General features: G+C 61.9%; 15 protein-coding genes. 13 read left to right on the forward strand and 2 right to left on the reverse strand.

The annotated features are described in order from the left end of the window. Window positions 1-196 precede the first annotated feature (196 nt). The 8 genes from LOY55_RS13385 (at window position 197) to LOY55_RS13420 (ending at window position 7,620) form a co-directional block, all read left to right on the forward strand. On the forward strand, window positions 197-949 hold the full coding sequence (locus LOY55_RS13385) for a GntR family transcriptional regulator (RefSeq protein WP_109784689.1): 753 nt from the start codon (window positions 197-199) through the stop codon (window positions 947-949). After that, the gene (locus LOY55_RS13390; RefSeq protein ID WP_258668038.1) at window positions 946-2,691 is read left to right on the forward strand and encodes a fumarate reductase/succinate dehydrogenase flavoprotein subunit; all 1,746 of its coding nucleotides are present in this window, start codon (window positions 946-948) and stop codon (window positions 2,689-2,691) included. The genes LOY55_RS13385 and LOY55_RS13390 overlap by 4 nt, the downstream gene beginning before the upstream one ends. A 25-nt stretch (window positions 2,692-2,716) precedes the next feature. Further along, complete coding sequence (locus LOY55_RS13395) at window positions 2,717-2,962, forward strand: ferredoxin family protein (RefSeq protein ID WP_007946457.1); 246 nt, start codon at window positions 2,717-2,719, stop codon at window positions 2,960-2,962. A 217-nt stretch (window positions 2,963-3,179) separates the two neighbouring features. Next, on the forward strand, window positions 3,180-4,604 hold the full coding sequence (locus LOY55_RS13400; protein ID WP_258668039.1) for an ABC transporter substrate-binding protein: 1,425 nt from the start codon (window positions 3,180-3,182) through the stop codon (window positions 4,602-4,604). A gap of 136 nt (window positions 4,605-4,740) precedes the next feature. Further along, window positions 4,741-5,523, forward strand: a complete 783-nt coding sequence (locus LOY55_RS13405; protein ID WP_109784692.1) for an ABC transporter permease — start codon at window positions 4,741-4,743, stop codon at window positions 5,521-5,523. Further along, window positions 5,523-6,371: an ABC transporter ATP-binding protein gene (locus LOY55_RS13410; protein WP_046027487.1), complete on the forward strand. Its 849-nt coding sequence runs from the start codon at window positions 5,523-5,525 to the stop codon at window positions 6,369-6,371. The genes LOY55_RS13405 and LOY55_RS13410 overlap by 1 nt, the downstream gene beginning before the upstream one ends. Continuing rightward, window positions 6,368-7,330 (forward strand): HEAT repeat domain-containing protein, encoded by a 963-nt coding sequence (locus tag LOY55_RS13415; RefSeq protein ID WP_258668040.1) that lies wholly within the window; start codon window positions 6,368-6,370, stop codon window positions 7,328-7,330. Before LOY55_RS13410 ends, LOY55_RS13415 begins: the two co-directional genes overlap by 4 nt. Then, window positions 7,327-7,620, forward strand: a complete 294-nt coding sequence (locus tag LOY55_RS13420; protein ID WP_046027484.1) for a DUF971 domain-containing protein — start codon at window positions 7,327-7,329, stop codon at window positions 7,618-7,620. Before LOY55_RS13415 ends, LOY55_RS13420 begins: the two co-directional genes overlap by 4 nt. A 106-nt stretch (window positions 7,621-7,726) precedes the next feature. On the opposite strand, the gene LOY55_RS13425 is transcribed toward LOY55_RS13420, so the two are convergent. Next, window positions 7,727-8,464, reverse strand: coding sequence for a TorF family putative porin (locus LOY55_RS13425; protein ID WP_109784695.1), 738 nt, complete (start codon window positions 8,462-8,464; stop codon window positions 7,727-7,729). Window positions 8,465-8,573: 109 nt separating this feature from the next. Beyond that, window positions 8,574-10,316 (reverse strand): amidohydrolase, encoded by a 1,743-nt coding sequence (locus tag LOY55_RS13430; RefSeq protein WP_258668041.1) that lies wholly within the window; start codon window positions 10,314-10,316, stop codon window positions 8,574-8,576. Window positions 10,317-10,419: 103 nt separating this feature from the next. Between LOY55_RS13430 and LOY55_RS13435 the strand changes: the two genes are divergently transcribed. From LOY55_RS13435 to LOY55_RS13455, 5 genes are all read left to right on the forward strand, one after another. Beyond that, the gene (locus tag LOY55_RS13435) at window positions 10,420-11,352 is read left to right on the forward strand and encodes a LysR family transcriptional regulator (protein WP_046027480.1); all 933 of its coding nucleotides are present in this window, start codon (window positions 10,420-10,422) and stop codon (window positions 11,350-11,352) included. 176 nt (window positions 11,353-11,528) lie between these two features. After that, a complete protein-coding gene (gene lexA / locus LOY55_RS13440) occupies window positions 11,529-12,146 on the forward strand; it encodes a transcriptional repressor LexA (RefSeq protein WP_046027479.1) in 618 nt (205 codons plus the stop codon). Further along, on the forward strand, window positions 12,146-12,763 hold the full coding sequence (gene imuA / locus LOY55_RS13445) for a translesion DNA synthesis-associated protein ImuA (protein ID WP_109784698.1): 618 nt from the start codon (window positions 12,146-12,148) through the stop codon (window positions 12,761-12,763). Before lexA ends, imuA begins: the two co-directional genes overlap by 1 nt. 7 nt (window positions 12,764-12,770) lie before the next feature. Further along, the gene (locus LOY55_RS13450) at window positions 12,771-14,186 is read left to right on the forward strand and encodes a DNA polymerase Y family protein (RefSeq protein ID WP_223524732.1); all 1,416 of its coding nucleotides are present in this window, start codon (window positions 12,771-12,773) and stop codon (window positions 14,184-14,186) included. Then, window positions 14,162-17,260, forward strand: a complete 3,099-nt coding sequence (locus LOY55_RS13455; protein ID WP_408980981.1) for an error-prone DNA polymerase — start codon at window positions 14,162-14,164, stop codon at window positions 17,258-17,260. The genes LOY55_RS13450 and LOY55_RS13455 overlap by 25 nt, the downstream gene beginning before the upstream one ends. The last annotated feature ends 75 nt before the right edge of the window (window positions 17,261-17,335 follow it).

Raw genomic sequence — 17,335 nt, forward strand, 5'->3', positions numbered from 1 at the left:
CAAGGTTAGCCAGACACACTGAGTCATCAGATTTCACGACTGCTACGCAGCCGGACGCAGCCTCGCGGTGCTCGGCAGCTGCTACAGAGGTTCGGGTGTGTCCGACGCATCTAACCTTATGCTCAAACAGTATTTCTCAACCCTCCTGCAGGCTCTCTAAGATCACGTTATAACTCGTTATAACAAGTGATCTGCCATGACTGATAACGTTCTATCCCTGAGCAGCATCCCGTTGCACACCCAACTGCGGGACATATTGCGCGCTCGCATCCTCGACGGTGAATACCCGCAAGACAGCCAGATGCCTTCCGAAAGCGAGCTCGGCTCGTTGTTCAAAGTCAGCCGCATCACCGTGCGCCAGGCCCTGGGGGATCTGCAAAAGGAAGGGCTGATCTTCAAGATCCACGGCAAAGGCACCTTCGTCGCCAAACCGAAAACCTTCCAGAACGTCAGCACCCTGCAAGGCCTGGCCGAATCCATGACCGGTCGCGGCTATGAGGTGATCAACCGCCTGCGCAGCTTCAAATTCATCGCCGCCGACAAACTCGTCGCCGAGCGTTTAGAGGTGGCCGAAGGTGAAATCGTGGCGCAGATCAAACGGGTTCGTTTGATCAACCGCGAACCGATTTCGCTGGAAATCACCTACCTGCCCAGAGCCCTCGGTGAACGCCTGGAGAAGGCTGATCTGGTCACCCGCGACATTTTCCTGATCCTCGAAAACGACTGCGGCCTGGCCCTCGGACACGCCGACCTGGCCATTGATGCCGTCTTGGCCGACAGCGATCTGACCCGTGCACTGAACGTCGAACCGGGCTCGCCCATCATGCGCATCGAACGACTGACCCACGATGCAAACGGTCGGCCGGTGGACTTCGAACACCTTTACTACCGCGGCGATGCCTTCCAGTACCGCTTGCGAATCGACCGGCAAAAAGGGGCACAGGCATGACGCGCAGCTCTACAACCAGAAGCACCCTCGAACAGGAATACGACATCGTCGTGATTGGCGGCGGCACCGCAGGACCGATGGCGGCGATCAAGGCCAAGGAGCGCAACCGCGATCTGCGCGTGTTGTTGATCGACAAGGCCAACGTCAAACGCAGCGGCGCGATCAGCATGGGCATGGACGGCCTGAATAACGCGATCGTTCCCGGCCACTCGACGCCGGAGCAGTACACCAAGGAAATCACCATCGCCAATGACGGCATCGTCAATCAGGCGGCGGTGTACGCCTATGCCACACACAGTTTTGAAACCATCGAGCAGCTAGACCGCTGGGGCGTGAAGTTCGAAAAGGACGAAACCGGCGACTACGCGGTGAAAAAAGTCCACCACATGGGCGCCTACGTGCTGCCGATGCCGGAAGGGCATGACATCAAAAAGGTTTTGTATCGCCAGTTGAAACGCGCACGGGTGAGCATCACCAATCGCCTGGTCTGCACCCGATTGCTGACGGATGAAGAGGGCGCGGTCAACGGCGTGATGGGGTTCGACTGCCGCACCGCCGACTTCCATGTGATCAAGGCCAAAGCGGTGATCCTGTGCTGCGGCGCCGCCGGACGTCTGGGTTTGCCGGCCTCGGGCTACCTGATGGGCACCTACGAAAACCCGACCAATGCCGGCGACGGTTACGCCATGGCGTATCACGCCGGGGCCGAACTGGCGAACCTGGAATGCTTCCAGATCAACCCGCTGATCAAGGATTACAACGGCCCTGCCTGCGCGTACGTCACCGGTCCGTTGGGCGGCTACACCGCGAATAACAAGGGCGAGCGCTTCATCGAGTGCGACTACTGGAGCGGCCAGATGATGTGGGAATTCCACCAGGAACTCGAAAGCGGCAACGGCCCGGTGTTCCTCAAACTCGATCACCTGGCCGAGGAAACCATCCAGAACATCGAAGAGATCCTGCACAGCAACGAACGCCCGAGTCGCGGCCAGTTCCATGCCAATCGTGGCACTGACTACCGCACGCAGATGGTCGAGATGCACATCTCAGAGATCGGTTTTTGCAGCGGGCATTCGGCGTCGGGCGTGTGGGTCAACGAACGGGCGGAGACTTCGGTGAAGGGGTTGTACTCGGCGGGTGACATGGCGGCAGTGCCGCACAACTACATGCTCGGTGCGTTCACTTACGGTTGGTTTGCCGGCACCAACGCGGCGGATTTCGTCGCCGGGCGCGAGTTCTCAGCCGTCGATGCCCAACAAATCGAGACGGAGAAACAAAGGGTTTACGCACCGCTGGACCGCGAACACGGTCTGCCACCTGCGCAAGTCGAGTACAAGCTGCGGCGCTTTGTGAACGACTACCTGCAACCGCCGAAAGTGACCAAGAAAATGCAGATCGGCCTGCAACGCTTCAGTGATATCCAGCGCGATCTCGATCAGATCAAAGCCCACAACGCCCACGAACTGATGCGCGCCATGGAAGTCAGCATGATCCGCGATTGCGCCGAAATGGCCGCAAGGGCCTCGCTGTTCCGCGCTGAAAGCCGCTGGGGGCTTTACCACTATCGCGTCGATCACCCGCAACGCAACGACAGCGACTGGTTCTGCCATTGCCACCTGAAAAAGGATGAAAACGGCTTGATGAGCAGTTTCAAGAAAGCCGTCGAACCTTACATCATCGCGCTTGACGTCGATGAAATGCAGGCCTACGACCGGCTGCGCGTGGGCGCCTTTGCGGCCTGAGCTACACACAAGAGAGAGACCGAAAATGGCCTATCAACCCCAGGAAATCTTCTTCCGCTCCAACGCGCCCGTCACGGTCGATGAGGATCTTTGCATCGCCCACAAAGGCTGCACCGTGTGCGTCGACGTCTGCCCGATGGACCTGCTGGCGATCAACCCGGCCACGCAAAAAGCCTACATGGCCTTCGACGAATGCTGGTACTGCATGCCGTGCGAAAAGGACTGTCCGACTGGCGCTGTGAAAGTTGAAATTCCTTACCTGTTGCGCTGAATGGTCGGACGCCATCGCGGGCAAGCCCGGCTCCCACAGGTTTCTTTGGTGTCTGCAAAATTTTGGATTCAGCACAAATCACTGTGGGAGCCGGGCTTGCCCGCGATGAGGCCCCCCAGACAACCAAAAAGCCATCCGGCCACCACCGGACGCCAGCTTCAAACCACCCCTCGTTTCCCACCACGCCCTGATCGTGGCGGAGACGAACATCCTATAAATGATTCGAGGGGAAACACTTATGTTGCGTGCAGCTTTAGCCGGTCTGGTACTGGCCTCATTCACCCTGTCGGCCTCCGCCGAAACCATCCGCATTGCCATTGGCACCCAGGACACCACGATCAATTGCGCTGCTGGCGGACTGTTGATTCGTGAACTCGGGCTGCTCGACAAATACCTGCCCCACGACGGCCAGTACAAAGACGCGAAATACGAGGTCGAGTGGAAGAACTTCACCAGTGGCGCACCGCTGACTAACGAGATGGTCGCCGGAAAACTCGACTTCGGCGCCATGGCCGATTTCCCTGGCTCGTTCAACGGCGTGGCGTTCGAAACCGCCGGCAAGCACAGCCTGTTTATCAGCGTGCTCTCGGGCAGCATCAAGGGCAGCGGCAACGGCATCGTGGTGCCGAGCGCCTCGGGCGTGCAGTCGTTGGCGGAGTTGAAGGGCAAGACCATCTCGGTTCCGTTCGCCTCGACGGCCCATGGCATGTTGCTGCGCGCGGTGGCCGCTCAGGGTTGGGACCCGCTCAAAGACGTGAACATCATCGCCCAGCCGCCAGAAGTCGCAGGCTCGGCGTTGCAGGCCGGGAAGATCGACGCACATGCGGACTTCGTGCCGTTCGCCGAACTGTTCCCGAGCCGTGGTTTCGCCCGCAAGATTTACGACGGTGCCCAGGCCAATGCACCGACGTTCCATGGCGCGCTGGTGGATCAGGCGTATGCCAAAAAATACCCGGAAATTGTCGTCGCTTATCTGCGGGCGAGCATCGAGGCCAATCAGTTGCTCGCCGCTGAGCCGGAGAAGTACAGCGAGTTGATCGCCCAAGTCACCGGGGTCGATGCCGAGGTCAATTACCTGTTCCACGGGCCGTTGGGCGTGCAGACCCGCGACCTGAGCTGGAAGCCGGAATACCGTCAGGCGGTCGGCACTGCTATCGACACCCTCAAGCTGTTGAAGAAGGCGGATCGCGGTCTCGATCTAAACACCTTTATCGACGATCAATACATCCGCGCCGCGTTCAAGGCGTCGAACCTCGACTACACCGCGCAACTGGCCAACTACGCGCAGACACCTCTGAAAGCCGTGGATGCAGCGAACGGGAAGGCGATCACTGACGTCAGCCATGTGGCGGAAATCTGGGTGCGCGGCGAGCCGAAAGTCCGCCAGTACGCCTCGGCGCAAGCGGCATTCAACGCCTTGGCCAGCCTCAAGCAGGAAGGCAAAAACATCCGGGCGGTGTATGCCCAGGCAAGCGACAGCGGGATCAAGTTGCTGGCGGATCAGGCGTGGTTTGCCAGTGATGCGCAAGGGCAGCTCAGCGCCTTCCTGCTCAAAGGCCAGGCCCAGCAGTTCGCCACGGCCCAGGGCGGCAAAGTCCTCGACTTCAGCGAAGCCACCACCCAGGCCGTTGCCGCACGCTAATTTCAGAACAGTGCAATTCCCTGTGGGAGCGGGCTTGCCCGCGATAGCGGTGGGTTAGACAACGTCAATGTTGACTGATCAGGCCTCATCGCGGGCAAGCCCGCTCCCACAGGGATCTCGATGGAGAGGAATTATTGTGTACGGATCCTATTTACGCTGGCTCCCCAGGGCCATTTCACTGTTGGTGTGCCTGCTGTTCTGGCAACTCGCCGCCAGTGGCCACTGGAACCTTGGCCTGGTCACCTTCGCCAATGTGCCAACACCCTTGGCAGTCATTAACGCTGCCTTGAGCCTCGGCGACTCCGGCAAATTCGCCCAACATCTGAGCAGCAGCCTCAGCCGGGTCTTCGCCGGTTACCTCGCCGCGCTGATCGTCGGCATCGCCCTGGGCCTGGCCATCGGCCGCTCGAAATGGGCCGAAGATGTGCTGCTGCCACCCTTGGAGGTCCTGCGCCCGATTCCCGCCGTTGCCTGGATTCCATTGGCGATCCTGATGTTCCCGTCCTCGGAACTGTCGATGGTCTTCATCACCTTCACCGGGGCGTTGTTTCCGATTCTGCTCAACACCGTGCATGGCGTCGAAGGCGTCGACCCACGCCTGATCGCCTCGGCCCGAAGCCTGGGGGCAGGGCGGCGGGCGATCCTGCTGGAAGTAATCCTGCCCGGCGCCGCGCCAAGCATCATCACAGGCCTGGCCATCGGCATGGGCACTTCATGGTTTTGCCTGGTCACCGCCGAAATGATCTCCGGCCAATACGGCATCGGCTATTACACCTGGGAGTCGTACACCATCCAGAACTATGCCGACATCGTGGTCGGGATGTTGCTGATCGGTGTGTTGGGGATGGGCAGCAGCCTGCTGATCAAACGCCTCGGCGGGCTGTTCACGCCTTGGCACCGACCACGAGGAAAAGCCTGATGAGCGTGATGCAAACCCCGGAAGGGCGGATCGACATCCGCCAGTTGTCTATCGTTCTCGGCGACGGCGCACACGCTTTCGAAGCCGTGCAAGGTCTGGATTGCCAGATTGAAGCCGGGCAGTTCGTGTGCATTCTCGGGCCGTCCGGTTGCGGCAAGTCGACATTGCTCGGCGCACTGGCCGGGCACCTGCAACCGCGTGCCGGCAGTCTCAAGGTCGATGGTGCGCCAGTGTCGGGCCCGTCGCCGCAGCGCGGCATGGTGTTCCAGCATCACACGTTGTTTCCTTGGCGAACCGTGCGCGACAACGTCGCCTTCGGCCTGAAAATGCGTGGCATCGGCAAGGCCGAACGGCATCGCGCCGCCGATGAAATTCTTGCGTTGGTGGGGCTGGAAGGTTTTGCCGAACGCTGGCCGGATCAGCTCTCCGGCGGTATGCAGCAACGGGTGGAAATCGCCCGGGTGCTGATCAATCGCCCGCGCCTGTTGCTGATGGACGAACCCTTCGGTGCGCTCGACGCGCTGACTCGGCTGAACATGCAGGAACTGCTGCTGGACATCTGGACGCGGATCCGCACCACCGTGGTGTTCGTCACCCACGACATCGACGAAGCGCTGTTCCTCGCCGATCGCCTGCTGGTCATGAGCACTCGACCGGGCCGGATCATCGAAGACGTGCGCCTCGACTTCCCCAGACCTCGCACCACCGAGCTGGTGACGAGCCCCGAATTTTCCCGCTTGAAGCGCCATTGCCTCGAATTACTGCGTCACGAAGACGGTCGGCAGCTACCGCGCCTGAACCCTCTCGGACTCCCCCCTGAAAACAAACTGCCGCGATTTGCCCTATGACCTCTCTATTCGATGTAACCGATAACGACGACATCCTTGTCCTGCAACCGCGCCTGACCGATGACGATCCCGGCGTGCGGCGCATCGCGCTGATTGAACTGGCCGACCTTGAAGAACCGGATGGCTTGCTGTGGCTGGTGAATCGACTGGCCGAAGACCCCACCGAAGAAGTCCGCGCCGAGGCCGCCCGCTTGCTCGAAGCCTGGGAGGAAGAACCCGTGGTCGAAGCGCTGTGTCAGGCGCTGACCGATCCCTCGTTGACCGTGCAATCGGCCGCTGCACAAAGCCTCAGTTTGCTCAAAAGCGAAGCAGCGGGCCGGGTGATTCTGCCATGGACGGCGCATGCCGCGATCAGCGTGCGCATTGCCGCGTTCAGGGCGTTGCGTGAGTTGCGGTTTCCTGATGCCGCCGGTGCTGCAATCGTGGCGTTGAACGATGAGGACGCCAGTGTCCGGCGCGAAGCGGTCGGCGTACTCGGCTGGCTCAAGCAACTCGATGCCTTGCCGGCCCTGGCCCGATTAGCCAGTCACGACCCGGACACCGAAGTTCGCCGCGCCGCCACCGGGGCCCTCGGTTTGGCATCCGACGCGCAAGTGCTGCCGGCGTTGCGCCAGGCATTACAGGACGACGCCTGGCAAGTGCGCGAAGAAGCCGCGACCACGCTGGGCAAAGTCGGTCACAGGGATGCTGGCGACGCCTTGGTCGAAGCCTTGAGCGATGATTACTGGCAAGTCCGCCTGCGTGCCACCCGCAGCCTCGGCCGCTTGCGTTACGCCCCGGCCCTCGACGCACTGATCGAATCCCTCGGCCACCGCATCAGCAACCTGCGCAAGGAAGCGGCGCTGGCCCTTGGCGAATTGAACGACAAAGGCGCCATCGCCCCCTTGCAGGCCGCGCAAGACGACGGCGACCCGGAAGTGCGCAAAGCCGTGCGCATCGCCTTGAGTCAACTGCAATGAACCCGTTGGCCGTGGTCAACTCCCAGGGGAAACAGCAGCTGCGATTGAACTGGCCGGATGGGCGTGAACAGTGGCTGGGACATGCCGAGTTGCGGCGCCAATGCCCGTGCTCGCAGTGCCGGGCGTTTCGGCTGCAAGGGCTGACGGTAAAGGTTGATCCGCGCATTCGTGTGGTTGAACTCAATGCCCAGGGTTATGGCCTGCAACTGGTGTTCAGCGACGGCCACGAACGCGGTATCTACCCGTGGCCCTACCTGGCACAACTCATTTGCGAGTCTATTGAAATTTAATGTGGGAGCGGGCTTGCCCGCGATGGCGGACTGACATTCGGTATAGATGTTGAATGTACTGGCCTCATCGCGGGCAAGCCCGCTCCCACAGGGGGGATGTGCGCAGTCAGAAGGACTTGCTGACACTCGCCACTACGGTCGCACTGCACACGTCGTCAAACCCCCAGTTGCTGGCGCATTGGCTTTTCGACAGGTCGGTGTCGACGTAGCTCAAGCCCAGCATCACGCCGGCCAGTTCGTGGGTCAGTTTGACTTCCCATTCGCGGTACGAATCTTCGGCGTGGCCCGAGCTTGAGTACAGGTGCGGGTCCTTGAAGTCCATGTTGCCGTAGCGCAGTTTCAGGCCCGTGTCGTATGGCAATTGGGTTTCGTAACCGACATAGGTGTACAGCGAGTTCTGCTCGCTTTCGATGCCTGGCGCATCGTCGGAATAGTAGGCGCCGAACTTCACCCCGTAGACGCTGAGAATGCTGTAGACCTCGCTCTGGTTGAACTGGCTTTCTTTCGGGTATGAGTACTTGAGGTAACCGATGTCCAGATTGACGTCTTCGGTGGCTTCCCAAAACCAGCCGGCGTAGTAGTCGATTTCCTGGCGGGTTTTCAGGCCGCCACCGAAGTCGACGTTCGAACTCCAGGCCCCCACGTATAAACCCGTGCTGTGAGTGAGGGTCACGCCGGCCTGCACAGCGGGATCATTCTGAGTTTGTGAAATGCCGCGGGTGCGGTAATCGCTCGCCAGGGTCAGGTCCACCAGTACGGAAAAGTCATCATTGAGGACAATGGCCTGGCTGCTCAATGGCAGCAGGCTCAGGGATCCGAGGGCGAACAGGGTGAAAGCTTTCATGAATAAAGTCCCGATGTTGTGATTGTTTTATGGGCAGTTTTTTTACGCAAAGCTGCGCCGTGCCCCGGCGTTGAGCGCGGGGTCGGGCAGGGGTGACAGCGGATTTTTATTAGAGGGTGGGGGCGTAGACTTCGCGGCCGGCAAACCAGGTTTGCAGCACTTTTGTGTCGTGCAGGGCCTTGTTGTCGACGGTGAAAACGTCACGGTCCAGCACGATGAAGTCAGCCTGCTTGCCTGGGGTCAGCGAACCGATTTGTTTCTCCAAGCCAATGGTGCGCGCCGCGTTTGCGGTGTAGGCGTAGAACATCGTTTCGCGGTCGACGGCTTCTTTGGCATTCAGTACACCCAGCGGACCGACGCGGGTGATGGCCTGGGCCATGGCGTTCCACGGGTTGGGCGAGGACACCGGCCAGTCACTGGCGCCCGAAATCGTCGCGCCTTGTTTGAGCAGCGAATGCGCCGGGTATTGGTAACGGAAGGCGAGGGCGCTGACGTAAGGCTTGATCATGTCCGTGGTGTAGTCGTCGGCCGAGGCCCACAGCAGTTGCATCGAGGCGATGACGTTGAGCGGTTTGAACCGTGCAAACTCTTTCGGATTGACGATTTGCAAGTGCGTGATCGAGTGCGTCACGCCGCTCTGGCGATCCTTGCGTGCCTGAGCGATGCCGTTCAGCGCCTCACGCACCGCGCGATCGCCGATCGCATGGATGTGCACCAGCCAGCCGCGCTGGTCGATGGCGCTGACCAGTTCGCCGAAATGCTTCGGATCGATCAGCAATTCACCTTGTTTGTGCGAGTTGCTGTAAGGGTCGATCATTGCCGCGCTCTGGGCCGGGAATTCGATCACGCCGTCGGCGAAAATCTTCACGCCCGGCAGGGTCAGGTTCGGGATGCCCTGGAATTGCTGGCGAACCTTGTCCAGCGTATCGAGATCGGCCGGCACGCTTTTCGAGTTGGCCACCAGCAGGGCGGCCACGTGGACGCTCATGTCACCGCTTTCGGCCAGCGCCTTATAGGCCGGGAGCACGCCAACGGTTTTTTCCGTGGGTTTGAGTGCGAACAGCGGTTCGCCGGGCGCGGCATTGGCGGCGGGGTCCATCCACGCCGTGATGCCGAAGCTGTTGTTGTAGCGCACGGCCGATTGGGCGGCTTTGAGCATATCGGCGGTGCTCGGCACCGGCATTTTCGAGGACACTCGGTCCCACCCGGCGTCCACCAGGAAACCGTTGGGGGTGCCATCGGCGCGCTTGCCAATGGTGTCGACTTCGGCGGCGGGCAATGACTTGAGCAACGCGGCATCGACGCCGGCGCGCTTGAGCATGAAGTCGTTGGCCCAGGCCGTGTGGTGGTCGCTGCCGGTGAACACCACGGGCACATCGGCCCATTCACCGGTGTTGAATTTTTTGCCCAGGGCCTCGGCCTGCGCCCAGTAAACCGAGCTCATGCCGGCCACGGTCAGTACATCGCCGTGTTTGGCCTTACCGTCGTCACGCCAGCCGCGCAGGCGTTTTTCCAGTTCGTCGAGCTCGACCACCTCGTCTTCCATGTTGGCCACGACCATTTCCAGGCCGCCGAAAATCGCATGGGAATGGGTGTCGATCAGACCGGGCATCAGGGTTTTACCGCCCAGATCCACCACTTTTGTTTCCGGTGTGATCAAGACCTTGATCTGCGCATCGCTGCCCACTTGCAGCACCTTGCCGTCTTGTACTGCCAGCGCCTGCACCTTCGGTTGGGTGCGGTCAGCGGTGAAAATCTTGCCATTGATCAGCACCAGGTCGGTGGCTGCCATGGCTTCCATCGAGGCAAAACTCACTGCGGCCATCAATAGATTCGGGATGAATCTTTTCATTGAATGTTTCCTTGTTATTGCGTCTGATGGCCAGATTAGTGGCTGCTTGTGCGCAGCAGAACGCCTTCCTCACGAAAAACGTTTTTGCCGGAATGGAAAAAGTATGGACAAGCTGGGTGCGTTGAAAATGTTCGTGGTCACGGCGCAACTCGGCAGCTTCAGCCGTGCCGCCGAGCAGCTGGGTAAAACCCCGTCGGCCCTGACCAAAGCGGTCAATCACCTGGAAGCCGAGCTCGGCGCCCGGTTGTTCGAGCGCAGCACTCGACGGATTCTGTTGACCGAGTCCGGGCGGCTTTATCTGGAAACCGCGCGCCAGGTGTTGCAGCGGCTGGAGGAGGCGGGTGAGGAAATCGAGCAATTGCAGCATGGCCTGCGCGGCAATCTGAAAATCACCGCGCCGCTGGCCTATGGGCAGGCGTTTCTCGATCAAGTGTGTGGCGGCTTTCTGGAGCAATACCCGCAGATCAATCTGCAAGTGGACTTGTGCGATGAGTTCGTCAATTTGTTGGAAAGCGGTTACGACCTCGCCTTGCGCGAAGGCCACGACGACTTGCCGGGGCTGATTGCTCGCGTTGTCGGCAGTAATCGCCTGGCCCTGTGTGGCAGCCCGGCTTATCTGGCGCGTAAAACGCTGCCTGTCACCCCACAAACCCTGGATGACCACGAATGGCTGTTGTACCGCCATCCGTTGCTCAGTCGCGAATTCTGGTGGGTCGAACGCGACGGGCAGCGTCTGAGCCTGCCTCAACCGGTTTCACCGCGACTGCGCAGCGACAATTACGACCTGTTGCTGGCCAACGCGCTGGCCGGGCGCGGTTTGCTGCACACGCCGTTGTGGAGCGCCGCGCCATACCTTGCCGACGGCCGGCTGGTGCGGCTGATGGCCGACTATGACATCGACCCGGACAGCTTTGGCCCGCACATTCTGGCGGTGTACCCGAGCCATCGCCGGGCAACCGCGAAGGTCTTGGCGTTTATCGACTACATCGCAGGTTTTCTGGCGTCTCGGGGCTTGAATGAAGACGGCGGCAGTTGAGTTTTCATTTACACACTGACCGGGCCCCTGTAGCAGCTGTCGAGTGAAACGAGGCTGCGATCTTCTACAGACCCAATCGCAGCCTCGTTTCACTCGACAGCTGCTACAGGACTCCTACACATAATTCCTACACGGCGCCTACAAGTCCTTGTCAGGGAAATGCCAAAAGAGTACAAATGTACTCCATGACAAACCTTACTCCCCGTCGTACCGCCATCCTGACGTTTATCCGCGACCGAATCGCGGAGCACGGTCAGTCCCCGAGCCTTGCTGAAATCAGCGAAGCGTTCGGTTTTGCCTCTCGCAGCGTGGCGCGCAAGCATGTGCTGGCGCTGACCGAGGCCGGTTTCATCGAGGTCAACCCGCATCAGGCCCGTGGCATTCGCCTGCTCGGGCAACCGGCGCGCCCCGAGTTGCTGGACATTCCGGTACTCGGCCGGGTGGCGGCCGGTGCGCCCATCGGTGCCGACGCCGAGGTGCACAGCCGTTTGCTGCTCGACCCGGCAATCTTTTCGCGGGTGCCGGATTACATGCTGCGGGTTCAGGGCGATTCGATGATCGGGGACGGCATTCTCGATGGCGATCTGGTGGGCGTGCGGCGCAACCCCGAGGCGGTCAACGGCCAGATCGTCGTGGCGCGGCTGGACGGTGAAGTCACCATCAAGCGTTTCGAGCGGGTCGGCGACACGGTTCGCCTGTTGCCACGCAACCCGGCGTATCAGCCGATCATCGTGCAGCCCGGTCAGGATCTCGCCATCGAAGGGGTGTTCTGCGGTCTGGTGAGGCAAGGGTGATGGGCGCCGTCGTTGCGCTGGATACGCTGTTCAATGGCGGCCAGGTCTGGAAGGGCCGGCCTGCGCCACCGGCCGTCAGCCCGCAACCCACCGGGCATGCCGCGCTGGATGCGGCGCTGCCCACCGGAGGCTGGCCGGAAGCGGCGCTGACCGAAATCCTCCTGGCCGGGCAGGGGGTGGGTGAATTGCAACTGGTGTGGCCAGCGCTGGCGCGGTTGTCGGCGGCGGGCGAGCGCATCGTGCTGGTGGCGCCGCCGTATGTGCCGTATCCGCAAGCGTGGCAGAACGCCGGGGTCGATCTGCGCCAGTTGTCGATCATCCAGGCCAGCGAGCGCGATGCCTTGTGGGCCGCGGAGCAATGCCTGCGTTCAGGCAGTTGCGGCGCCGTATTGTGCTGGCCGCACAAGGCCGATGACCGGGCGTTGCGTCGCTTGCAGGTGGCGGCGGAAACCGGTTCGACCCTGGCGTTCGCCTACCGCTCGCTCCATGAAGCGATCAACCCGTCGCCCGCCGCCCTGCGCATCGCCATCGACGCCAACCCCGCGCAATTGCGCGTGCTCAAGTGCCGGGGCGGGCTGGCGCGCTCGGCGCCGATTGCCTTCCCCGTGGGGCATTGAGGTTGCCATGCGCTGGGTCTGTATTCTCTTCCCGCAATTGGCGCTGGACGCGGTGCTGCGTCAACGCCCCGATCCCGAGGCGCCGCTGGCCCTGCTGACCGGCCCGGCGCAGCGTCGGGTGTTGCAAGCGGTCAACGCCTCGGCGCGGGCATTGGGCCTGCGCCCAGGCCAGTCGATGACCGCCGCGCAAGCCTTGAGCAAAGGCTTTGCCACGGCCGAATACGACGCCGCCGAGATCGAGCACTGGCAACAGTTTCTGGCGGCGTGGGCCTATCGGTTCAGCTCCCAGGTGAGCGTCCATTACCCGCGTGCCGTGGTGTTTGAAATCGAATCCAGCCTGGGGCTGTTCGGGCCCTGGCCAACGTTTGAGGCGCGGTTGCGCGCCGAGCTCGGCGAGCTGGGTTTTCGCCATCGGATTGTCGCGGCGCCCAACCCGGTGGCCGCGCGGGTACTGGCCAACGTGTATGACGGGCTGGTGGTGCCGGACAACGACGCCTTGCAGCACCATCTCGGGCAATTGCCCGTCGACCGCATCGCCTTGGAGCCCGCAGTGGCCACGGCGTTGTCGCGCATGGGCTTGCGCACCTTGAGTCAGGTGCAGGCGCTGCCACGACAAAGTCTGGCCCGGCGTTTCGAAGCCCAGGTGCTCAAGCACCTGGACGCGCTGTTCGGTGAACGGCGCTTGGCCCTGGCGTTCTACCTGCCGCCGGACCGTTTCGACGTGCGCATCGAGCTCAACTTCGACGTGCAGTCGCATCAGGCGCTGCTGTTTCCGTTACGCCGATTGACCGGCGATCTGTCGGCATTTCTCTGCGGTCGGGACAGCGGTGTGCAGCGTTTCGACCTGCACCTGGAACACGCCGGTTTGCCGGACTCGGTGATCAAGGTAGGCCTGCTCAGCGCTGAGCGCGATCCGGCGATGCTCTTCGAACTGGCCCGGGGGCGGCTGGAGCAGGTGCAGGTCGACGCCCCGGTGCGCGGTTTTCGGTTGTGCGCCGAAGACTTGCCCAGCTTCGTCCCCCAGCGCCAGGAACTGTTCGACGACCGGCCGCAGCAGTCCTTGCCGTGGGAGCAATTGCGCGAACGCTTGCGTGCGCGGCTTGGGGATGACGCGGTGCAGGGCTTGCGCTTTCAGGCCGACCACCGGCCGGAGTGCGCGTGGCAGGCGCGGGCCGACAACCAACGCTGCACAGGGTTGCCGGGTGTGCTGCGTCCGGGCTGGTTGCTGACGGAACCGCAGGCGATCCACGAAGGTTCGACGCGCATCCTCATGGGCCCGGAACGCATCGAGTCGGGCTGGTGGGACGGTGACGACGTGCGCCGCGACTACTACCTGATCGAAACCCGTTCCGGCCAGCAGGGCTGGGCTTATCGTGCGGTCGGCGAGAGCGGTCCTCTGTGGCTGCAAGGCTGGTTTGCATGAGCATCGACTATGCCGAGTTGCACTGCCTGTCGAACTTCAGCTTCCAGCGCGGCGCGTCCAGTGCCCTTGAACTCTTTCAACGCGCCAAAAAGCACGGCTATCAAGCGTTGGCGATTACCGATGAATGCACGCTGGCCGGCATCGTCCGCGCCTGGCAAGCCGCCAAGTCGGTGGAGCTGCCGCTGATTATTGGCAGCGAAATCCGCATCGACGGCGGCCCGAAACTGGTGCTGCTGGTGGAGAGCCTTGAGGGGTATCAGACCCTGTGTCGTCTGATTACCCGGGCGCGCCGCCGCACGCAGAAAGGCCAGTACCAAGTGCTGCGCGAAGACTTCAGCGAACCGATGCCGGGGCTGTTGGCGTTGTGGGTGCCAGACGCTGTCGATGACGTCGAACCGGGCCTCTGGCTGCAACAGACCTTCGCCGAACGCCTGTGGCTGAGCGTCCAGTTGCATTGCAGCCAGGACGATACCCGGCGCCTGGAGGCGCTGTTGACCCTGGCGCGGGAGTTGCGGATACCTGCGGTGGCCAGCGGCGATGTGCACATGCACACCCGTGGCCGCCGCGCCTTGCAGGACACCATGACGGCCATCCGTCATCACCTGCCGGTGGCCGAGGCCGGGCTGCGGCTTCACCCCAATGGCGAGCGGCATGTGCGCAGCCTTGATGTGTTGCAATCAATCTACCCGCAAGCCTTGCTCGATGAAACGCTGACCATTGCCCGGCGCTGTACCTTCGACCTTGGCCAGTTGCGCTATCAGTATCCCCGGGAGTTGGTGCCGCAAGGGCACAGCGCCGCGTCCTGGCTGCGCGAACTGACCGAGCGCGGCCTTCGCGAACGCTGGCCCGAAGGGGCGAGCGAGAAGGTGCGCGGGCTGATCGATAAGGAACTGAAGCTGATCGCCGAACTGGGCTACGAAAGCTATTTCCTGACGGTTCAGGACATCGTCGCTTTCGCCCGGCGCGAAAAAATTCTCTGTCAGGGCCGGGGCTCGGCGGCCAACTCGGCGGTGTGTTTCGCCTTGGGCATCACCGAGATCGACCCGGACCGGATGAACATGCTGTTCGAGCGTTTTCTCTCCAAGGAGCGCAACGAGCCGCCGGACATTGATGTGGACTTCGAGCACGAACGTCGCGAAGAAGTCTTGCAGTACGTGTTTGCGCGTTATGGCCGTACGCGCGCGGCGTTGACGGCGGTGGTCAGCACCTATCACGCGGCCGGCGCGGTGCGTGACGTGGCCAAGGCGTTGGGGTTGCCGCCGGATCAGATCAACGCCCTGGCCGATTGCTGCGGTCACTGGAGTGATGCAACGCCGCCCGTGGAGCGCCTGCTCGAAGGCGGGTTCGACCCCGAAAGCCCGGTGCTGCGTCGAGTCCTGAGCCTGACACAACAGTTGATCGGTTTCCCCCGGCACTTGTCCCAGCACCCCGGTGGCTTCGTCATTTCCGAGCAACCGTTGGACAGCCTCGTGCCGGTGGAAAACGCCGCCATGGCCGAGCGCACGATCATTCAGTGGGACAAGGACGACCTGGACGCGGTCGGGTTGCTCAAAGTGGATATTCTGGCGCTGGGGATGCTGAGCGCGATCCGCCGTTGTTTCGATCTGCTGCGTCGCCACCGAGGCCTTGACCTGAGCCTGGCGACGATCCCGTCCGAGGACCCGGCCACCTACGACATGATTGGCCGTGCCGACACCATCGGTGTCTTCCAGATCGAATCCCGGGCACAGATGTCGATGTTGCCCCGGCTCAAACCGCGCAAGTTCTATGATCTGGTGATCGAGGTGGCGATCGTTCGCCCCGGCCCTATCCAGGGCGGAATGGTTCATCCGTATCTGCGCCGTCGAAACAAGGAAGAACCCGAAAGCTATCCCTCCGAAGAATTGAAGGAGGTGCTCAAACGCACCCTTGGCGTGCCGTTGTTCCAGGAACAAGTGATGCAGATCGCCATTGTCGCCGCCGACTACAGCCCTGGCGAGGCCGATCAGTTGCGGCGTTCCATGGCCGCCTGGAAACGCCATGGCGGGCTGGAGCCGCACAAGGATCGGCTGGCCGCCGGGATGAAAAAAAACGGCTACACGGCCGAATTCGCCGCGCAGATATTCGAACAGATCAAGGGGTTTGGCAGCTACGGGTTTCCCGAGTCCCACGCCGCCAGTTTCGCCTTGCTGACTTACGCCAGTTGCTGGTTGAAATGCCATGAACCGGCGGCCTTCGCCTGCGCGCTGATCAACAGCTGGCCGATGGGGTTCTACAGTCCGGATCAGATTCTGCAAGACGCGCGTCGGCATCATTTGCAGATTCGCCCGGTGGATGTGCGCGCCAGTGACTGGGATTGCAGCCTGGAGCCGATCATCGGCGCGCAACCGGCGATTCGCATGGGGTTGCGGATGATCAAGGGCTTTCGCGAAGACGATGCCCAGCGTATTGAAGTGGCCCGCTCGCGTGGGCTGTTTGTCGACATCGCCGACCTTGGTCAGCGTGCACGGCTCGATGCCCGCGCCCAGGAACAACTGGCCGATGCCGGTGCGTTGCGGGGGTTGGCCGGTGACCGGCATCGTGCTCGCTGGGAGGTGGCGGGGGTGCAAAAGCAACTCGGTTTGTTTGCCGGCCTGCCAAGTCAGGAGGAGGACGCGGTGGCATTGCCCAAACCCACGGTCGGCGAAGACCTGCAAGCGGATTACGCCAGTGTCGGCACCACTCTGGGGCCGCATCCGCTGGCGTTGCTGCGCGGTGAACTGAAAGCCCGGCGCTGCCGCAGTTCGCAAGAGCTGATGGCGGTGGAACACGGGCGGCCGGTCAGCATCGCGGGCCTGGTGACGGGGCGGCAACGGCCAGGCACTGCCAGTGGCGTGACGTTCGTGACCCTGGAAGACGAGTTCGGCAATGTCAACGTGGTGGTCTGGCGCGACCTGGCCGAGCGGCAACGCCAGGTGCTGGTCGGCTCGCAGCTGCTCAAGGTCGATGGCCGCTGGGAAAAGGAAGGCGAGGTCCGCCACCTGATTGCCGGACGCTTGAGCGACCTGAGTGCATTGCTCGACGGCATCACCGTGCACAGCCGGGATTTCCGCTGACCTTTGGCTAGAGGGGCATCCTCGCCACAAGTGCCCGGAGGATTTGAATCAGCTATACCTCTATGAAACGAATTG

Origin of the sequence: Pseudomonas sp. B21-040 (assembly GCF_024748695.1) — a bacterium.
In the GTDB taxonomy this organism is placed as follows: domain Bacteria; phylum Pseudomonadota; class Gammaproteobacteria; order Pseudomonadales; family Pseudomonadaceae; genus Aquipseudomonas.

What these genes read in the sequence shown, in the direction of transcription:
- LOY55_RS13385 (WP_109784689.1), top strand. Translation starts at nt 197, where the DNA reads ATGACTGATAACGTTCTATCCCTGAGCAGCATCCCGTTGCACACCCAA.
- LOY55_RS13390 (WP_258668038.1), top strand. Translation starts at nt 946, where the DNA reads ATGACGCGCAGCTCTACAACCAGAAGCACCCTCGAACAGGAATACGAC.
- LOY55_RS13395 (WP_007946457.1), top strand. Translation starts at nt 2,717, where the DNA reads ATGGCCTATCAACCCCAGGAAATCTTCTTCCGCTCCAACGCGCCCGTC.
- LOY55_RS13400 (WP_258668039.1), top strand. Translation starts at nt 3,180, where the DNA reads ATGATTCGAGGGGAAACACTTATGTTGCGTGCAGCTTTAGCCGGTCTG.
- LOY55_RS13410 (WP_046027487.1), top strand. Translation starts at nt 5,523, where the DNA reads ATGAGCGTGATGCAAACCCCGGAAGGGCGGATCGACATCCGCCAGTTG.
- LOY55_RS13415 (WP_258668040.1), top strand. Translation starts at nt 6,368, where the DNA reads ATGACCTCTCTATTCGATGTAACCGATAACGACGACATCCTTGTCCTG.
- LOY55_RS13420 (WP_046027484.1), top strand. Translation starts at nt 7,327, where the DNA reads ATGAACCCGTTGGCCGTGGTCAACTCCCAGGGGAAACAGCAGCTGCGA.
- LOY55_RS13425 (WP_109784695.1), bottom strand. Translation starts at nt 8,464, where the DNA reads ATGAAAGCTTTCACCCTGTTCGCCCTCGGATCCCTGAGCCTGCTGCCA.
- LOY55_RS13430 (WP_258668041.1), bottom strand. Translation starts at nt 10,316, where the DNA reads ATGAAAAGATTCATCCCGAATCTATTGATGGCCGCAGTGAGTTTTGCC.
- LOY55_RS13435 (WP_046027480.1), top strand. Translation starts at nt 10,420, where the DNA reads ATGGACAAGCTGGGTGCGTTGAAAATGTTCGTGGTCACGGCGCAACTC.
- lexA (WP_046027479.1), top strand. Translation starts at nt 11,529, where the DNA reads ATGTACTCCATGACAAACCTTACTCCCCGTCGTACCGCCATCCTGACG.
- imuA (WP_109784698.1), top strand. Translation starts at nt 12,146, where the DNA reads ATGGGCGCCGTCGTTGCGCTGGATACGCTGTTCAATGGCGGCCAGGTC.
- LOY55_RS13450 (WP_223524732.1), top strand. Translation starts at nt 12,771, where the DNA reads ATGCGCTGGGTCTGTATTCTCTTCCCGCAATTGGCGCTGGACGCGGTG.